16 protein-coding genes are annotated in these 17377 nt (G+C 45.7%); 14 read left to right on the top strand and 2 right to left on the bottom strand.

Going from position 1 to position 17377, the window contains the following annotated elements; genetic code table 11:
* Positions 1 to 451 precede the first annotated feature (451 nt).
* From MSG36_RS06090 to luxS, 9 genes are all read left to right on the top strand, one after another.
* A complete protein-coding gene (locus MSG36_RS06090; protein ID WP_004741884.1) occupies positions 452 to 709 on the top strand; it encodes an oxaloacetate decarboxylase subunit gamma in 258 nt (85 codons plus the stop codon).
* A 31-nt stretch (positions 710 to 740) separates the two neighbouring features.
* A complete protein-coding gene (oadA, locus tag MSG36_RS06085) occupies positions 741 to 2525 on the top strand; it encodes a sodium-extruding oxaloacetate decarboxylase subunit alpha (RefSeq protein WP_050651746.1) in 1785 nt (594 codons plus the stop codon).
* Positions 2526 to 2534: 9 nt separating this feature from the next.
* Positions 2535 to 3665, top strand: coding sequence for a sodium ion-translocating decarboxylase subunit beta (locus tag MSG36_RS06080; protein WP_019825842.1), 1131 nt, complete (start codon positions 2535 to 2537; stop codon positions 3663 to 3665).
* Positions 3666 to 3837: 172 nt separating this feature from the next.
* The gene (locus MSG36_RS06075) at positions 3838 to 4791 is read left to right on the top strand and encodes an NADP-dependent oxidoreductase (RefSeq protein ID WP_248366711.1); all 954 of its coding nucleotides are present in this window, start codon (positions 3838 to 3840) and stop codon (positions 4789 to 4791) included.
* Between the two features lie 6 nt (positions 4792 to 4797).
* Complete coding sequence (locus tag MSG36_RS06070) at positions 4798 to 5259, top strand: YqaA family protein (RefSeq protein ID WP_210450433.1); 462 nt, start codon at positions 4798 to 4800, stop codon at positions 5257 to 5259.
* A 9-nt stretch (positions 5260 to 5268) separates the two neighbouring features.
* Positions 5269 to 8127 carry a pitrilysin family protein gene (locus MSG36_RS06065; RefSeq protein ID WP_248366709.1) on the top strand — a complete coding sequence of 953 codons (2859 nt, stop codon included), beginning with the start codon at positions 5269 to 5271 and terminating at the stop codon, positions 8125 to 8127.
* 99 nt (positions 8128 to 8226) lie between these two features.
* On the top strand, positions 8227 to 9795 hold the full coding sequence (gshA, locus tag MSG36_RS06060) for a glutamate--cysteine ligase (RefSeq protein WP_061038635.1): 1569 nt from the start codon (positions 8227 to 8229) through the stop codon (positions 9793 to 9795).
* A 10-nt stretch (positions 9796 to 9805) separates the two neighbouring features.
* Positions 9806 to 10456, top strand: coding sequence for a hypothetical protein (locus tag MSG36_RS06055; RefSeq protein WP_017629422.1), 651 nt, complete (start codon positions 9806 to 9808; stop codon positions 10454 to 10456).
* Between the two features lie 24 nt (positions 10457 to 10480).
* Complete coding sequence (gene luxS / locus MSG36_RS06050; RefSeq protein WP_017056597.1) at positions 10481 to 10999, top strand: S-ribosylhomocysteine lyase; 519 nt, start codon at positions 10481 to 10483, stop codon at positions 10997 to 10999.
* Positions 11000 to 11114: 115 nt separating this feature from the next.
* Here the strand turns inward: luxS and MSG36_RS06045 are convergent, their stop codons facing one another.
* Positions 11115 to 12386, bottom strand: coding sequence for a CNNM domain-containing protein (locus MSG36_RS06045; RefSeq protein ID WP_019825852.1), 1272 nt, complete (start codon positions 12384 to 12386; stop codon positions 11115 to 11117).
* A 127-nt stretch (positions 12387 to 12513) separates the two neighbouring features.
* A complete protein-coding gene (locus MSG36_RS06040) occupies positions 12514 to 13308 on the bottom strand; it encodes an inner membrane protein YpjD (protein ID WP_019825854.1) in 795 nt (264 codons plus the stop codon).
* Between the two features lie 200 nt (positions 13309 to 13508).
* Between MSG36_RS06040 and ffh the strand changes: the two genes are divergently transcribed.
* From ffh to rplS, 5 genes are all read left to right on the top strand, one after another.
* Positions 13509 to 14903 (top strand): signal recognition particle protein, encoded by a 1395-nt coding sequence (ffh, locus tag MSG36_RS06035; RefSeq protein WP_010435884.1) that lies wholly within the window; start codon positions 13509 to 13511, stop codon positions 14901 to 14903.
* Between the two features lie 212 nt (positions 14904 to 15115).
* Entirely contained in the window at positions 15116 to 15364 is a 249-nt protein-coding gene (gene rpsP / locus MSG36_RS06030; protein WP_004410028.1) for a 30S ribosomal protein S16, read from the top strand.
* Between the two features lie 24 nt (positions 15365 to 15388).
* Positions 15389 to 15943, top strand: a complete 555-nt coding sequence (gene rimM, locus MSG36_RS06025; protein ID WP_048615624.1) for a ribosome maturation factor RimM — start codon at positions 15389 to 15391, stop codon at positions 15941 to 15943.
* Between the two features lie 26 nt (positions 15944 to 15969).
* Positions 15970 to 16710, top strand: coding sequence for a tRNA (guanosine(37)-N1)-methyltransferase TrmD (gene trmD, locus MSG36_RS06020; protein WP_019826347.1), 741 nt, complete (start codon positions 15970 to 15972; stop codon positions 16708 to 16710).
* A gap of 59 nt (positions 16711 to 16769) precedes the next feature.
* Complete coding sequence (gene rplS, locus MSG36_RS06015) at positions 16770 to 17123, top strand: 50S ribosomal protein L19 (protein ID WP_004735514.1); 354 nt, start codon at positions 16770 to 16772, stop codon at positions 17121 to 17123.
* Positions 17124 to 17377: the final 254 nt, after the last annotated feature.

The following is a 17377-nucleotide window of genomic DNA, read 5'->3' as shown; positions in this document are numbered from 1 at the left end:
CGCTCTTAGCTCAGCTGGATAGAGTACCTGGCTACGAACCAGGCGGTCGGAGGTTCGAATCCTCCAGAGCGCGCCACATTATTAGAAAAAGCCTCGTTTATACGAGGCTTTTTTTATGCCTGCTGCAAATTTGTTGCGACAATGTTAAATTTGTTCGTTGTTTAACTTGTTGTATTTAAAGTAGTTCTTGATTGCTTCTTTGTTATTCCACCTTTCTCATATCAATTCCCAGAAAAGCCCCGTTTAAGTCACAGTTTAAATATCTAAAAATGACGTATTTGACAGATTTATGTGATCTGATAGGCGAATAATTAACCTTATGTGTGCGTTATCCGTAACAGAACCTTAAACAAAATTGACAAACTTTTACCAATCGAGATAATCCATGGGTCGGGATCACTATTCGCTGAAATCCTGTACGTATGTCAGGATGACGAAGAAAGGAAGCAACATGACTAATATTGGAAGCCTGCTAGGAGATGCGGCGACTCTAATGATAACGGGGATGTCCGTTGTCTTTATTTTCCTAACTATTCTAGTTTACCTCGTTCGGTTGATGTCAAAACTGGTACCAGAAGAAGTACCAGAGCCGATCGCAGCACCTAAAAAAATTCAAAAATCACAATCAAACCCTTCAGCTGTTAGTCCACAGGTAGTGGCAGCAATTTCGGCCGCGGTTCATCAATACCGTGCGTCTACTGCTAAGTAGCATTTAAAGGATTAAAAAGGAGTTTATGAGCATGTCTAAACCACTAGCTATCACAGATGTGGTACTTCGTGACGCGCACCAGTCACTATTTGCTACTCGTATGCGTATCGAAGATATGCTGCCAATTGCGGCAGAACTGGATAAAGTCGGTTACTGGTCACTTGAGACTTGGGGCGGCGCGACGTTTGATTCGTGTATCCGTTTTCTTGGCGAGGATCCATGGGAGCGTTTGCGTGAGCTGAAAAAAGCGATGCCAAACACACCAATGCAGATGCTACTGCGTGGTCAAAACCTATTGGGCTACCGTCACTACGCGGATGATGTAGTAGAAAAATTTGTTGAACGTGCCCATAAAAACGGCATGGACGTATTCCGTATTTTTGATGCGATGAATGACGTACGTAACTTTGAAAAAGCAGTGAAAGCAACGATCGACGTTGGTGGCCACGCTCAAGGTACGTTGTCTTACACAACCAGTCCGGTTCATAACTCAGATACTTGGGTTGATTTGGCTAAGCGCCTAGAGGACCTAGGTTGTCACTCACTATGTATTAAAGATATGTCAGGTTTATTAAAGCCGTATGAAGCAGAAGAGCTGATTACACGTATCAAAGCATCGTGTGACGTTCCTCTAGCACTGCATAGCCACGCGACAACCGGTCTATCGACTGCAACAGCGGTTAAAGCCGTTGAAGCGGGTATCGACATTCTAGATACCGCTATCTCTTCAATGAGCTGTACTTACGGTCATACGCCAACCGAAACGGTTGTTGCGATGTTAGAAGGTACAGAGCGCGACACGAATCTTAAACTAGACCAAATCGAACCAATCGCAGCTTACTTCCGTGATGTACGTAAAAAGTACGCGAAATGGGAAGGTCAGCTGAAAGGTGTCGATTCTCGTATCCTGATCGCTCAAGTTCCTGGCGGCATGTTAACTAACATGGAAGGCCAGCTTAAAGAGCAAGGCGCAGCCGATCGCATGGATGAAGTGCTAGAAGAGATCCCACGCGTACGTAAAGAGCTTGGTTACATTCCTTTAGTAACACCAACTTCTCAGATTGTCGGTACTCAAGCGGTTATTAACGTCCTAACGGGCGAACGCTATAAGAGCATCACGAAAGAGACTGCTGGTCTACTGAAAGGTGAATACGGTCAAGCACCTGCTGAAGTTGATGCTGAACTGCAAGCGAAAGTACTGGATGGCGCAGAGCCGATTACTTGTCGTCCTGCTGATTTACTTAAGTCTGAAATGGATACGTTAACGACGGATCTGTTAGAGAAAGCGAAATCAGAGGGAATCTCTCTAGCTGAAGATACGGTTGATGATGTACTGACTTACGCACTTTTCCCACAAGTGGGCCTTAAGTTCCTTAAGAACCGTCGTAACCCTGAAGCATTTGAACCTGCACCAACGCTAGAAGTTGCGGCTCCAGTTGCCGCAGCTCCTGTAAAAGCTTCTGGTGGTATTGAAAGCTACAGCGTGAAGGTTGATGGCCAGGTTTACGATGTTGAAGTTGGCCCACAAGGTGAACTGACATCGGTAGCGCCATCTGCAAAACCTGCTCAAGCGGCTCAGGCTGCGCCAGTAGCAGCTTCTGACGCTGAAGCGGTTCCAGCTCCATTGGCGGGTAACATCTTTAAAGTAAACGTTCAGGCGGGTGCTGAGGTTGCTGAAGGCGACGTTCTGCTAATCCTAGAAGCGATGAAGATGGAAACGGAAGTTCGTGCTGCTCGTGGTGGTATCGTTCAAGAATTGAATGTTAAAGAAGGCGATGCAGTTACTGTAGGCGCTCCACTACTAAGCTTAGCCTAAGGGAGTACCATGGAAGGATTGATGACCTTATGGTCTGAAACAGGGATTGCTAACTTTGAGTTCGGCCAGATCTGTATGATGCTGGTTGGTTGCTTATTGTTGTTTTTGGCAATTCGTAAAGGATTTGAACCGTTACTTTTATTACCGATTGGTTTTGGTGCTGTACTAGCAAACATTCCAAATGCTGGGTTTACTGATCCCGGTGGTTTGCTTTACTACGTTTACTACATTGGTATTGAAACGGGTATTTTCCCATTGCTGATCTTCATGGGTGTTGGTGCAATGACGGACTTCGGTGCGTTGATTGCTAACCCTAAAACGTTATGGCTAGGGGCTGCGGCTCAGTTTGGTATCTTTGCAACGCTATTTGGTGCGATCTTGCTGAACTATGTTCCAGGAATGGAGTTCTCGATGGCCGATGCTTCGTCAATTGCGATCATTGGTGGTGCCGATGGCCCGACTGCGATCTTCTTGGCGAGTAAGTTATCTCCGGATCTTTTAGGTGCCATTGCAGTAGCGGCTTATAGCTACATGGCTTTGGTTCCTATCATTCAGCCACCAATCATGAAAGCGTTAACGTCTCCTGAAGAGCGCAAAATTAAGATGGCTCAACTTCGTCACGTTAGCAAAGCAGAGAAGATTCTTTTCCCGCTTGCTGTACTACTGATGACGATTTTGTTCCTACCTTCAGCAACACCTTTAGTTGGTATGTTCTGTTTGGGTAACTTAATGCGTGAAGCGGGTGTGGTTGATCGCCTTTCAAAAACAGCTCAAAACGAACTGATTAACGTTGTAACTATTTTCCTAGGTCTAGGGGTTGGTTCTAAGCTTCAAGCGGATACGTTCTTGAACTTAGAAACATTGGGTATTCTAGGTTTGGGTGCGGTCGCGTTCAGTATCGGTACGGCGGGTGGTGTATTGATGGCTAAGGTGTTGAACCGATTCTCGAAAGAGGACATCAACCCACTGATTGGCGCAGCTGGCGTATCAGCGGTTCCAATGGCGGCACGTGTTGTGAACAAGGTTGGTCTTGAGGCAAACCCTCAGAACTTCTTGTTGATGCATGCAATGGGCCCGAACGTAGCCGGTGTACTTGGTAGTGCGGTTGCGGCGGGTATTCTATTAGCTCTCGTGGGCTAGTGGATTTGCTGGGTCATGTATCGTTACGTTAATTGGTCGTCAATTTACGAATGAGCGGTTAACTTAGCCTTATTAAATGGTTTATAGTCAAAGGGATGCTTTCGCATCCCTTTCTTTTTATTAATTAGGGTGCTTGCTCACTAGGGCTTTTATCAATCAAGGAAATGTGGAAATGGAAAATAAACAGATTGCGATTACTCAATTCGGCGGCGTCGAAAACCTAAGTATTCAAACCAGTGCGATCCCTGAGCCTAAGGCTGAAGAAGTGGTGGTTAAAGTTTCCTTTTCAGGCATTAATCCGATTGATGTCAAAACCCGTGCAGGCCTTGGTTGGGCGGCAGCACAAAACAAAGATAACCTGCCTTGGGTGCCTGGCTACGATATTTCAGGGCAAATTGTCTCGCTAGGCGAACAGGCTGAACGCTTTACTGTTGGTGATAACGTGGCAGGCTTTATTGGTTTCCCACTGCAAGGTGGCGGCTACAGCCAATATGTGTGTGTGCCAGAAGCGGCACTCAGCATGGTTCCTGACTCTGTCACCCTAGAAGCGGCAGCGGCATTACCACTTGCTAGCCAAACAGCAGCTCAAGCACTCAATAAAGCTGAGGTGAAAGAAGGCGATCGTGTGCTTATCTTAGCGGGCGCGGGCGGCGTTGGTCATCTTGCAGTTCAAATTGCAGTGGCTGCAAAAGCCGAGGTTTACACCACCTGCAGCGAAGCCAACCTTGATTATCTTGCAACGCTTGGCGCTCATGCGATCAACTATAAATTTGCCCCTGCTTCAGAACGAGTTTCTGATGTTGATGTGTTGATTGATTTGGTCGGTGGCGATACAGCGCTTGATGCATTGAAGTGTCTGAAAGATGGCGCAAGAGTAGTGACCGTTCCGACTCTATCTGCAGAACTGATCTGCGAAAAAGCCACACTACTAGGTTTTACTGCATCAGGCATGCTGGTTGAGCCAAACCCAGAGCAAATGGACACCATGCTTTACATGGTCAGTGTTGGATTGCTTAAAACAGAAATTCAAGGTATCTACCAATTGGATGAAGCGCAGTCGGCGCATCTACAGGTTGAAACCGGACACACCAGAGGCAAGGTGCTACTTAAAATGCAAGAAGGCTGATAGGCAGTGCTAGAGTTCTTTAATTCCCTTTTTGAAAACATAGCGCTGTGGTTCTCTGACTCGGCGCTTTGGGTACTCTTCATCAGTGGCTTCTTAAGTGCCACGTTATTGCCCGGCGGTTCAGAAGCCAGTCTTGTTGCCGCATTGAGCCTAGATCAATTCTCAACATCGTCGATTATTCTCATAGCGACACTCGGCAACACCTTAGGCGGCCTGACTAACTATTGGATTGGTTTGTGGTTGCCTAATCGAACTCAATCTGAAAAGCATGGTCATAAGGCTATGGCTTGGCTGAGTCGTTATGGCTACTGGACACTGTTATTTAGTTGGTTACCGATCATTGGTGACCCTTTGTGTCTAGCGGCGGGTTGGCTAAGAATGAAATTCATCCCTAGCGTTATTTTGATAGCGATTGGCAAAGCCGCTCGCTATAGCTTACTTGCTGCTATCTACTTCGGTTTTTTCTAAGGAGAACCTATGAAAAAGGTTTTACTTGGTACATTTTCTCTTATCGCCATTGCTGGCTGTTCTTACAATGTACCTAGCTCAACGCCCTTCTTTTCCTCGTTACCTGAAGGTGTCACTCTGTTAGAAGAGGTTAAGCCTTCTAAAGATAAAGTGGTGATTCCTTACACCAAGTATCAGCTTGAAAACGGCCTGACCGTTATTCTTTCCCCTGATGATTCCGATCCGTTAGTGCATGTTGATGTAACTTATCACGTCGGTTCAGCACGTGAAGAGATTGGTAAGTCGGGCTTTGCTCACTTCTTTGAGCACATGATGTTCCAGGGTTCTGAGAACGTTGGTGACCAACAGCACTTTAAGATCATTACCGAAGCGGGTGGTTCGTTAAACGGTACGACCAATCGTGACCGCACCAACTACTTTGAAACTGTTCCTTCTAACCAACTTGAAAAAATGTTGTGGTTAGAGTCAGACCGAATGGGCTTCTTGTTAGATGCAGTTTCTCAGAAGAAATTTGAGGTGCAAAGAGGCACGGTTAAAAACGAGCGAGCGCAGAGCTATGAAAACCGTCCTTACGGCCTGATGTGGGAACGCATGGGCGAAGCGCTTTACCCAGAAGGTCACCCTTACTCTTGGCAACCAATCGGCTATGTTGAAGATCTTGACCGTGTTGACGTGAATGATCTTAAAGCGTTCTTCCTGCGTTGGTATGGCCCAAACAATGCCGTGTTAACGATTGGTGGTGATATCGACGTTGATGACACGCTAGAGTGGGTTAACAAGTACTTTGGCCCGATCCCTCAAGGTCCTGAAGTGAAGGCAGCAGAGAAGCAACCTGCTGTTCTGACTGAAGATAAGTACATCACCTTAGAAGACAATATTCGTCAGCCGATGGTGCTTGTGGGTTGGCCAACAACGTATCGCGGTGAAGAGACGCAAGCTTCCCTGAATGCATTGTCTAACGTGTTAGGTTCAGGTACCAACAGTTACCTATATCAAAACCTCGTAAAAACGCAGAAGGCCGTCAGCGCTGGCTCTTTCCATGATTGTGCTGAGCTTGCTTGTACCATGTACGTGTATGCAATGGGCAACTCAGGTGAAAAAGGCGATTTGACGGTTCTCAATAAAGAGCTGATGGATACCCTAGAGCAATTCTCGAAAGAGGGTGTTGAACAAGAGCGTTTAGACCAGATCACAGGCATGGCAGAAGCGAATGCCGTTTTTGCATTGCAAAGCGTTAAAGGTAAGGTGTCGCAACTCGCGTCTAACCAAACCTTCTATGGTCAGCCTGATCGCATTGAATCACAACTCGATCAAATCCGAGCGGTGACGCCTGAGAGCGTGAGCAAGGTATACCAAGATTTCATCGAAGGTAAGCACAAGGTTACCTTGAGTGTGGTTCCTAAGAAAAAACTCGATTTAGCGGTTCGTGAAGCGACTTTTACCACGCCACCACGTACGTTGCCGGAATACAGCAAGGTGACGGAAGACCAACTGGACTTCAGAAAGGCACCGAATACCTTTGATCGAAGTGTAATGCCAGAAGTGAACTTTGGTGTTGAGGCGACCATGCCAGAGTTGTACCGCATGCACTTTGCAAATGGCACGGACTTGATTGGTACTGTGACCAGCGAAACACCGACAGTACAGCTACAGATTCAACTTCCAGCTGGCGAGCGTTATGTTCGTAAAGGGCAAGAAGGCCTAGCAAACCTAACGGCTTCGATGATGGAAGAAGGGTCAACCAAACGAACCGTTGAAGAGTTACAGGCGACCTTAGATAAACTTGGTAGCAGTGTGAGCATTAGTGCGGGCAGCTACACCACAGATATTTCAGTCTCGGCGCTAGAGAAAGACTTGCCTCAAACCTTAGCGATTGTGCAAGAGGTTCTATTCGAGCCTAAGTTCGATGAGCAAGATTTTGAGCGCGTTAAGAAACAGATGCTAGAAGGCGTTGTGTATCAGCATCAGCAGCCAAGCTGGATGGCTTCTCAAGCAACCCGTGAAGTGCTGTTTGGTGACAGTATTTTTGCTCGCGCAAGTGATGGCACTAAGGAATCTCTATCGAAATTGACCTTAGACGATGTGAAAAAATTCTATGCGCAACATTACACACCAGAAGGTGCCAATATTGTTGTTGTGGGAGACATCTCGAAGAAAGAGGTAGGGAAACAGCTACAATTCTTTGAAGAGTGGCAAGGCGATGCGGCACCATTAACGCGTCCACAGATCGTCAAAGAGCTTTCTGGTCAGCACCTGTACTTAGTCGACAAACCGGGTGCGCCGCAAAGCATTGTTCGCTTGGTTCGCAAAGGCCTGCCGTTTGATGCGACGGGTGAACTGTATTTGAGTCAACTGGCTAACTTTAACCTAGCAGGTAACTTCAATAGCCGTATCAACCAGAATCTACGTGAAGACAAAGCCTACACTTACGGTGCAAGCGGCTACTTCGCAAGTACTCGAGAAACTGGCGCAGTAGTATTTAGCGCGCAGGTAAGAGCGAATGCGACGGTTCCATCGATTCAAGAGTTTATTAATGAGCTGAATGAGTTTAGTCAGAGTGGATTAACTGACGAAGAGGTGAAATTTATGCGCCTTGCCGTCGGTCAACAAGATGCACTTAAATACGAAACGCCAAGTCAAAAGGCTGGGTTGTTGAGTAATATTGTTGCATTGAGCCTTGATGAAGATTACCTACAACAGCGTAATCAGATAGTTGAAACGGTTTCAAAAGAGACCTTAAACGAGCTATCTAAGAAATGGTTTGACCCGAATGATTATCAAATAATCGTTGTTGGTGACGCGACTTCGCTTCGCCCGCAATTAGAAAAGTTAGATATTCCAATAGAAGAGCTTGAAATCATTCGTTAGAGTACACATTAAAGGGGGAGGGAAGAGACTCTACTTTTCTCCTCCAACCTAATTTATGATAGTTCTAATCAGAACAATATAAGATAAGTGAACTGAATTTTGACTGATTTTGCTGCGCGACTAAAGCAAGTTGCAACCAACCCTAAGACCTTCTCTCAATTTGGTCGTGGTGTTGAAAGGGAAACATTACGCTACACGGAAGATGGGCACCTTGCTACTGGGCCGCACCCTGAGGCTTTGGGATCTGCGTTGATGAACGAATGGGTAACGACCGATTTCTCTGAGTCGCTACTGGAATTTATCACGCCTGTTTCTAACGACGTTCCGACGCTTTTGAATCAGTTGTCTGATATCCATCACTTCACGCAAACCAAGTTAGACGGCGAAAAACTATGGCCGCTTTCTATGCCTTGTTACGTTGGCAGTGAAGATTACATTCAGCTAGCGCAATACGGCACCTCTAACAACGGTAAGATGAAGACGTTATATCGTGAAGGCCTAAAACGTCGTTACGGTAGCCTGATGCAGATTATCTCTGGTGTTCACTTCAACTTCTCTTTCCCAGAAAGCTTTTGGGATAGCCTGTTTGGAGAGCAAACAGAAGAAGCGCGTTGTGAATCTAAGTCAGATGCTTACTTCGGTTTGATTCGTAACTACTACCGCTTTGGTTGGTTAATCCCATACTTCTTCGGTGCTTCACCTGCGCTATGTTCTTCTTTCATCAAAGGAAGAGAGACAAGCCTGCCTTTTGAAAAGATTGGCGAGACACTGTACTTACCAAAAGCAACGGCACTGCGCCTGAGTGATCTTGGCTACACCAACAGTGCGCAAAGCGTATTGAAGATTGGTTTCAACAGCCTAGACCAATACCTTGAAGGTTTGAATCAAGCGATTCGCACACCATCAGAAGAATTCGCCGAGATTGGCACTAAGGTTGATGGTGAATACCGTCAATTGAATAGCAACGTACTGCAAATTGAGAATGAGCTTTATGCTCCAATCCGTCCTAAGCGTGTGGCGAAGAGTGGTGAAAAACCATCTGAAGCATTGGCTCGCGGTGGTGTTGAGTACATTGAGGTTCGCTCTTTAGATGTAAACCCATTCAGCTCAATTGGTATCAATGAGCAGCAGGTTCGCTTCCTAGACTTATTCCTAACGTGGAGTGTGCTAACGGACTCTGCTGAGATGGATAACTGCGAGCTTGAATGCTGGCGCGATAACTGGAACAAGGTGATCCTAGAAGGTCGTCAGGTTGGTCTAGAGCTGCAAATCGGTTGTCATGGTGAGCGATTGTCTCTGCAAGATTGGGCGAAGCGTGTCTTCAAAGATCTGCGCTCTATTGCCGAGATGATGGACGCTGAACAAGGTGGTCGTGCATACCAAGAAACGTGCGATACGCTTGAAGCTTGGATTGATAACCCAGAGCTGACCATTTCTGGCCAGTTATTAGAAGAAACCAAAAAACTGGGTGGCTTAGGTAAAGTGGGTTGCGCGTTAGGTAAAACGTACGCTCAGCAACACAAAGCTCACCAATACAAAGTGTATTCAGCTGAGTTGATGGAAGCAGAAGTTCAACGTTCTGTGATTGCTCAGCAACAAAGTGAAGAAGCAAGCACTCAAGATTTTGATAGCTTCTTAGCGGATTATTTTTCGTATTTAAAAGCATAGCGAGACTTTGGTGGAAAGGAAGCAAGCCTTATTAGGTCAGCCTACTCGTGTGAGTAGTAAATGGTTACCTGTAGTGACTGTTGGTGTTGTCTCTAGCCTATTGGTTGGATGTGCAACGCCACCGCCAAAGCAGCAAGATAATTTGTGTAGCATCTTTCGAGAGCACCCTTCATGGTATGAAGATGCCTTGGATATGCAAGAAGAGTGGGGAACGCCGATTAACGTTGCGATGGCTTTTGTGAAACAAGAGAGTAGCTATCGTCATGATGCGCGCCCACCTAAAGATTACATTCTTGGCTTTATACCGTGGGGGCGTGTAAGCAGTGCCTACGGTTATGCACAAGCTCAAGACCCTGCTTGGGAAGATTTCCAAAAGGCGACCAATAACGGTGGCTCAAGAACCAACTTTGATGATGCATTGATGTTCATCGGTTGGTATACCAGCGAGACGCGTCGTCAATTGGGCATCTCACTATGGGACCCATATAACCAATACCTGGCTTATCATGAAGGCCGTGGTGGTTATAAGCGCAAGTCATACAACAGCAAGCCATCGCTGATTAAGGTGGCGCGTAAAGTTGAACAGCAAGCAAAAGATTATGGATGGCAGCTGAAGCAGTGCCGCAAAGAACTAGAAGACAATCGAAGCTGGTTTTTCTAAAGCCAGCCGTCATGGAGAAGAGCAATGCCTTTATTAGATAGTTTCACTGTTGATCACACACGCATGAACGCACCTGCAGTTCGTGTTGCTAAAACAATGCAAACCCCAAAAGGGGATACCATCACTGTGTTTGACCTGCGTTTTACTGCGCCAAACAAAGACATCCTATCTGAGAAAGGTATCCATACTCTAGAGCACCTATACGCTGGCTTTATGCGTAATCAATTGAACGGCTCAGATGTAGAGATCATCGATATCTCACCGATGGGCTGTCGCACGGGTTTCTACATGAGCCTGATTGGTACGCCTACAGAGCAACAAGTGGCTGACGGTTGGTTGGCAGCGATGCAAGACGTACTGAAAGTTGAGAACCAGAATAAGATCCCTGAGCTGAACGAATACCAATGTGGTACCGCAGCAATGCACTCTTTGGATGAAGCGAAAGAGATCGCGAATGCGATCATCGCTGCAGGTATTTCTGTAAACAAGAATGATGAACTGGCACTGCCAGAATCTATGCTGCAAGAGCTTAAAATCGACTAGTCGTTGTTCGTTCACCTTGATGAGGTGAGTTAGATATTAAAAGGCCCGGTTCAATGAACCGGGCCTTTTTCGTCAACGTATTTTAGGGCGAGACAGAGATTCAGTGATAACTCAGTTAGCCGTTCACGATCTGTGGGAACACGCGCACTAGTTTGATGCGGTTCTCTTCAAGCTCAACAATTTCCATTGGGTGGCTGGCAACCTGAACACTCAGGTGACTCTCTGGAATATCTTCAAGGTGTTCCAGTATCAAACCATTCAGGGTTCTTGGGCCATCGGTAGGCAGTGCCCACTGTAAGCCTTTGTTGATGTCTCGGATATTGGCGCTGCCTTCAATCAAGAAGCTGCCATCACTTTGTGGCGTGATCTCTTCAGACAAGCTTGGGGCGATTGAAGTGGTAAACTCACCTACGATCTCTTCTAGAATATCTTCTAATGTAACCAAGCCGTTGATATCGCCATACTCATCAACAATCAAGCCGATGCGCTGCTTATTGCGTTGAAACTTAAGTAGCTGAATGTTGAGTGGTGTCGCTTCAGGAATAAAGTAGATCTCATCTGCGGCACGCAGCAGTGTCTCTTTATTGAATTCGTTCTTTTCAAGCATCAGGCGGTAAGCTTCACGCAGCCTAAGCATGCCGACCACTTCATCTATTTGGTCACGGTACAGCACCACGCGGCCATGAGGCGAGTGGGTCAATTGACGAACGATAGATTTCCAGTCGTCATTGATGTCGATACCAGTTATCTCATTACGCGGCACCATGATGTCGTTCACGGTGACGTGCTCTAAGTCCAGAATAGACACCAACATATCTTGGTGACGTTGAGGGATTAAGCTACCGGCTTCATTGACCACGGTTCTAAGCTCTTCGGAGCTCAAGTGGTCGGTTGCATCATGGCTGGCTTTAACGCCTAAGATACGAATGAAGCCGTTGGTAATGAAGTTCACTAAGATCACCAATGGTGATAGCACCTTCATCAGTATCATCAAAAGGATACTACTCGCGTAAGAGACACGTTCAGGAAATAGAGAAGCGATGGTCTTTGGGGTTACCTCGGCGAATACTAGGATCACGAGAGTCAGGGTACCAGTAGCGATAGCCACACCGATATCCCCGTAGATGCGCATACCAAGAATAGTAGCGATCGCAGATGCAAGAATGTTGACGAGATTGTTGCCGATGAGAATGAGGCCAATCAATCTGTCTGGGCGGTTCAGAAGTTTTTCTACACGTTTGGCACCTTTATGACCCGTATTGGCCAAGTGCTTTAAACGGTAGCGGTTCAGGGACATCATGCCCGTTTCGGAACCAGAGAAATAACCAGAAATTACAATGAGACACGCGAGTAGCGCAAATAAGATACCCGTTGATATGTCGTCCAAAACTATTCTTTTCCTATTTGTGTATCTTGATTAATTTATGACCGAACATGGTCGAGATGTCAATTGAATGTATTGCACTCAATATTTTAAAGGCAAGGTATGTGAGACCTTGCCTTTATTTTACAGACTAGTTCAGGATGATTTCCTGGACGAAGCGGCTACCGAAGTAGGCTAATGTGAGCATGCTGGCACCGGCCAGTGCGAACCAAGTGACTTTCTGTCCACGCCAGCCTTTCTGATAGTGACCCCATAGAAGGATGGAGTAGATAACCCAAGCGATAAAAGACAACACAGCCTTGTGTGCTTTTCCTTGAGCAAACATATCTTGCACGAAGATGAGACCCGTCAACAAAGTACCCGTTAATAAGCCATTACCAATCAGAATGATCTTGAAAAGCTGTCTTTCCACCATCATTAAAGGAGGTAGGTTAGGGTTTATCACTAAGGCTTTTTTCTTTTTAAGTTTGTGATCTAGCCAAGCAAGTTGCAGGGCGTATAGCGCACCGATAGTTAACGTTGCGTATGAGAATAGAGCCAAAGAGATGTGCACGAGCAGTTTTGGGTCATTCTCTAGATGTTTGATGAAGGTGCTTGGAAGAAAAGTGGCAGCCATCAAGTTTAGCGCAGCGAAGCTATAAACGACGGGCAAGATAAACCACAGACGGGTTTTGAGCATTGCACCGCTCATTACCACGGATATGATTAAACTGATTAATGAAGCAACGTTCAAGATACTGAGGTTTTGGCCACTGGCATTAAAAATCAAATCGCCAAGCAACCAAGCATGGAAAGCTAGAGCAAGTAATGCGCTGATAAACACCGTTTTTACACGGATTCCTGTTTGGTGCACGAGACCTGGAATGATCGTGGAAATCGCCATTGTATAAAGAAAGGCTGCTGCGATCGCAATAAGACTGTCCATGGTATCCATTTTAATGATTATTAATTGGCGAATTATACCTCGCATCGCTCTTTGGGGCTATGGCGAACCTCATTCAATTCCAAGTGAATAATGTCTCACATCACAAGCACGGATGATTAACGCTCTACAACGGGTATGACTCTAATCCGCGCTAATGTATACTCACAGTAATAGTCGCAGTTTTGAGCGAAGAGAAAACTATGTTTGATAATTTAACGGATCGTCTATCCAAAACGCTGAAGAACATCAGCGGTAAAGGTCGTCTGACCGAAGACAACATTAAAGAGACGCTGCGTGAAGTACGTATGGCGCTACTTGAAGCCGACGTTGCACTGCCCGTTGTCCGCGATTTTGTTAAGCGCGTAAAAGAAGGCGCTGTGGGTGTTGAGGTTTCTAAATCTCTAACGCCTGGTCAAGAATTCATTAAGATCGTTCAAGCTGAACTTGAAGCGGTGATGGGTGAGTCTAACGAGGCTCTTAACCTAGCAGCGCAGCCGCCAGCCGTTATCTTAATGGCGGGTCTACAAGGTGCGGGTAAAACCACATCGGTAGGTAAGCTATCTAAGCTTCTAACTGAGCGTGATAAGAAGAAAGTCTTGGTTGTGTCTGCCGACGTTTACCGTCCAGCGGCAATCAAACAGCTTGAAACGTTAGCAAGCGATGTTGGCGTAGACTTCTTCCCATCTTCAGCTGATCAAAAACCTCTTGATATTGCAAACGCTGCAATCGACCACGCGAAGAAGAAATTCTACGACGTGCTACTTGTCGATACTGCGGGTCGTTTGGCTATCGATGAAGAGATGATGGGCGAGATCAAAGAGCTTCATACTGCAATTAAACCAGTAGAGACACTGTTCGTTGTTGATGCAATGACAGGTCAAGATGCTGCGAACACTGCAAAAGCCTTTGGTGATGCGTTACCACTAACCGGTGTTATCTTGACGAAAGTTGATGGTGATGCGCGTGGTGGTGCTGCTCTGTCTGTTCGTCATATCACAGGTAAGCCGATTAAATTCTTGGGTGTTGGTGAAAAGACTGACGCACTAGAACCGTTCCACCCAGATCGTGTTGCTTCTCGTATCTTAGGTATGGGCGACGTACTGTCTCTTATTGAAGACCTGCAGAAAAACGTTGATACCGAGAAAGCAGAGAAACTGGCTAAGAAGTTCAAAGAGAAGAAAGGCTTTGACCTTGAAGACTTCCGTGAACAGCTAGGTCAGATGCAAAACATGGGCGGAATGATGGGCATGATGGATAAGCTTCCAGGCATGTCTCAGCTACCAGATAACGTTAAAGATAAAGTTGATGACAAGATGTTCAAGCAAATGGAAGCGATCATCAACTCTATGACCATGAAAGAGCGTCAACGCCCTGACCTAATCAAAGGCTCACGCAAAAAGCGTATTGCCGCTGGTTCTGGTACACAGGTACAAGATGTAAACCGTATGCTTAAGCAGTTCACCCAAATGCAGAAGATGATGAAGAAGATGCAGAAAGGTGGCATGAAAGGCATGATGCGCAACATGCAAGGCATGATGGGCGGCGGTGGAGGTATGGGCGGAATGGGTGGTGGCTTTAACCCGTTTGGTCGATAATCTACAAATGTAAGCTTTAGCTACGTTACTTTTCATAGTGTTAGCCGTGTCACAGAAAGTGTACGGCAGCTATGTTGGTGAAAAAATAGCTAAAGCCCTTGCATTGCACCGGAATAAGAGTAAAATTCCGGGGCTTTAATTTGGCACGAGACCCCAAGCTATTTACTTATACTTGGGGTTAATTATTTTATTAAGAAAGCAAAGAGGACGACATGGTAACCATTCGTTTGGCACGTCACGGTGCAAAGAAGCGCCCATTTTATCAAATCGTAGTTGCGGATAGCCGTAACGCTGCAACTGGCCGTTTCATCGAGAAAGTAGGTTTCTTTAACCCTACTGCTCAAGGTCAAGAAGAAGGTCTACGTCTAGACCTAGATCGTGTTAACCACTGGGTTGGTCAAGGCGCATCTCTATCTGATCGTGTAGCTAAGCTAGTTAAAGACGCTCAAAAAGCGGCTTAATTCTTTTTTAAAGAGAAATAGCTTATGTCGATGAAGGGTAAAGAAACTATGAGCGAGCAAAACAATAGAATTGTCATGGGTAAACTTGGGTCTACCTATGGTATTCGTGGCTGGCTTAAAGTGTTCTCCTACACAGACAATGCTGAAAGCATATTTGATTACAGCCCTTGGTATTTAAACCAAAAGGGTAAGTGGGTTGAGTACAAAGTTGAGAGCTGGAAACGTCATGGCCAAGGTTATGTATGTAAGCTAGCGGGATTAGATGTTCGTGAAGACGCGCAACTGATGACTAACTTTGAAATTGCTATTGACCCTGCTTCGTTACCTGAATTGTCAGAAGATGAATTCTACTGGCGCGAATTGTTCGGTATGCAAGTTTTTACTACTAAAGGTTACGACCTTGGTAAGGTCACTGACCTATTAGAAACTGGCTCGAATGATGTTCTAGTAATCAAAGCAAATCTTAAAGATGCTTTTGGCCAAAAGGAACGGTTAGTACCGTACCTTGAAGAGCAAGTGATCAAGAAAGTTGATCGCGAAGCTCGCCGGATCGAAGTTGACTGGGATCCTGGATTCTAACTCCAAATTACAGAGCGAGAGAACACATGTGGGTTGGCATTATTAGCCTTTTTCCTGAAATGTTCCGTTCTGTTACTGATTTTGGAGTAACAGGTCAAGCGGTTAAAAAAGGTCTTTTATCTATTGAGACATGGAATCCTCGTGATTTCACTCATGATAAACATCGCACTGTTGATGACAGACCTTACGGTGGTGGTCCTGGCATGTTAATGATGGTTCAGCCTTTGCGCGACGCTATCAAAACGGCCAAGCAAGCAGCACCGGGAAAGACGAAAGTTATCTATCTTTCACCTCAAGGTCGTAAACTCGACCAGAAAGGTGTTGAAGAGCTGGCAACAAACGAGAATTTACTTCTTATTTGTGGTCGCTACGAAGGGGTAGATGAGCGCATCATTCAATCTGAAGTTGACGAAGAATGGTCGATTGGAGATTTTGTGATGACGGGTGGCGAACTGCCAGCCATGACGCTGATTGATTCAGTATCTCGGTTTGTTCCGGGTGTACTTGGAGATTTCGCTTCAGCAGAAGAAGATTCTTTTGCAAATGGTTTGCTAGATTGTCCCCATTATACGCGCCCTGAGGTTCTAGACGATAAAGATGTGCCATCGGTACTCAAGTCTGGAAACCATAAGGACATTCGTCGCTGGCGATTAAAACAATCGTTGGGCCGAACTTGGCTAAGAAGACCAGAACTCCTGGAAAACCTAGCTCTGACTGACGAACAGGAACAATTACTGGCTGAATTCATTAAAGAGCAACGCTCTTAACGAAAAGCAAGCAGTAACCTATTAAATTTAGTATCAGTTTATTCTAGGAATTTATACAAATGAGCAACATCATCAAGGCTCTTGAAGAAGAGCAACTAAAATCAGACCTTCCTAAATTCGCACCAGGTGACACTGTTGTAGTTCAGGTTAAGGTAAAAGAAGGTGACCGTGAGCGTCTACAGGCTTTCGAAGGCGTTGTAATCGCTATTCGTAACCGTGGTCTACACTCTGCATTCACAGTTCGTAAGATCTCGAACGGTGAAGGCGTAGAGCGTGCGTTCCAAACTCACTCTCCAATGGTTGATAGCATCGAAGTTAAACGCCGTGGTGCAGTACGTCGTGCCAAGTTGTACTACCTACGTGAGCGTTCTGGTAAGTCAGCTCGTATTAAAGAGAAGCTTACTAAGAAGTAATTCTTTTTGCATTCTATCGATAAAAGCGGAGCCATTTGGCTCCGCTTTTTTGTGTCTGTTATTTGGAGTTTCGCAGGTAAGAGATCCCCAATTAGCTCGTACCTCACTCTTGAGGATGACGAACCAAACCGAAACTGATATTTGACCGTCATTCCCTAGACTGACGAAAGAAGGAGTAGGGAACCTCTACTAGCGCCGTGTTATAGACAATAAAAAAGGATTGACGTTAAACGCCAACCCTCCAAAATTTACTC

Source organism: Vibrio sp. 1CM8B, assembly GCF_023161685.1.
Classification (GTDB): domain Bacteria; phylum Pseudomonadota; class Gammaproteobacteria; order Enterobacterales; family Vibrionaceae; genus Vibrio; species Vibrio coralliirubri.
Note: the sequence above shows the minus strand (reverse complement) of the source record. Positions and strands in the feature narration are given on the sequence as shown.

Bases quoted from the DNA above. Each gene is read 5' to 3' on its own strand.
- MSG36_RS06065 (WP_248366709.1), top strand. From the start codon at position 5,269: ATGAAAAAGGTTTTACTTGGTACATTTTCTCTTATCGCCATTGCTGGC.
- MSG36_RS06075 (WP_248366711.1), top strand. From the start codon at position 3,838: ATGGAAAATAAACAGATTGCGATTACTCAATTCGGCGGCGTCGAAAAC.
- trmD (WP_019826347.1), top strand. From the start codon at position 15,970: ATGTGGGTTGGCATTATTAGCCTTTTTCCTGAAATGTTCCGTTCTGTT.
- MSG36_RS06090 (WP_004741884.1), top strand. From the start codon at position 452: ATGACTAATATTGGAAGCCTGCTAGGAGATGCGGCGACTCTAATGATA.
- luxS (WP_017056597.1), top strand. From the start codon at position 10,481: ATGCCTTTATTAGATAGTTTCACTGTTGATCACACACGCATGAACGCA.
- rpsP (WP_004410028.1), top strand. From the start codon at position 15,116: ATGGTAACCATTCGTTTGGCACGTCACGGTGCAAAGAAGCGCCCATTT.
- rimM (WP_048615624.1), top strand. From the start codon at position 15,389: ATGTCGATGAAGGGTAAAGAAACTATGAGCGAGCAAAACAATAGAATT.
- MSG36_RS06080 (WP_019825842.1), top strand. From the start codon at position 2,535: ATGGAAGGATTGATGACCTTATGGTCTGAAACAGGGATTGCTAACTTT.
- rplS (WP_004735514.1), top strand. From the start codon at position 16,770: ATGAGCAACATCATCAAGGCTCTTGAAGAAGAGCAACTAAAATCAGAC.
- MSG36_RS06040 (WP_019825854.1), bottom strand. From the start codon at position 13,308: ATGGACAGTCTTATTGCGATCGCAGCAGCCTTTCTTTATACAATGGCG.
- oadA (WP_050651746.1), top strand. From the start codon at position 741: ATGTCTAAACCACTAGCTATCACAGATGTGGTACTTCGTGACGCGCAC.
- ffh (WP_010435884.1), top strand. From the start codon at position 13,509: ATGTTTGATAATTTAACGGATCGTCTATCCAAAACGCTGAAGAACATC.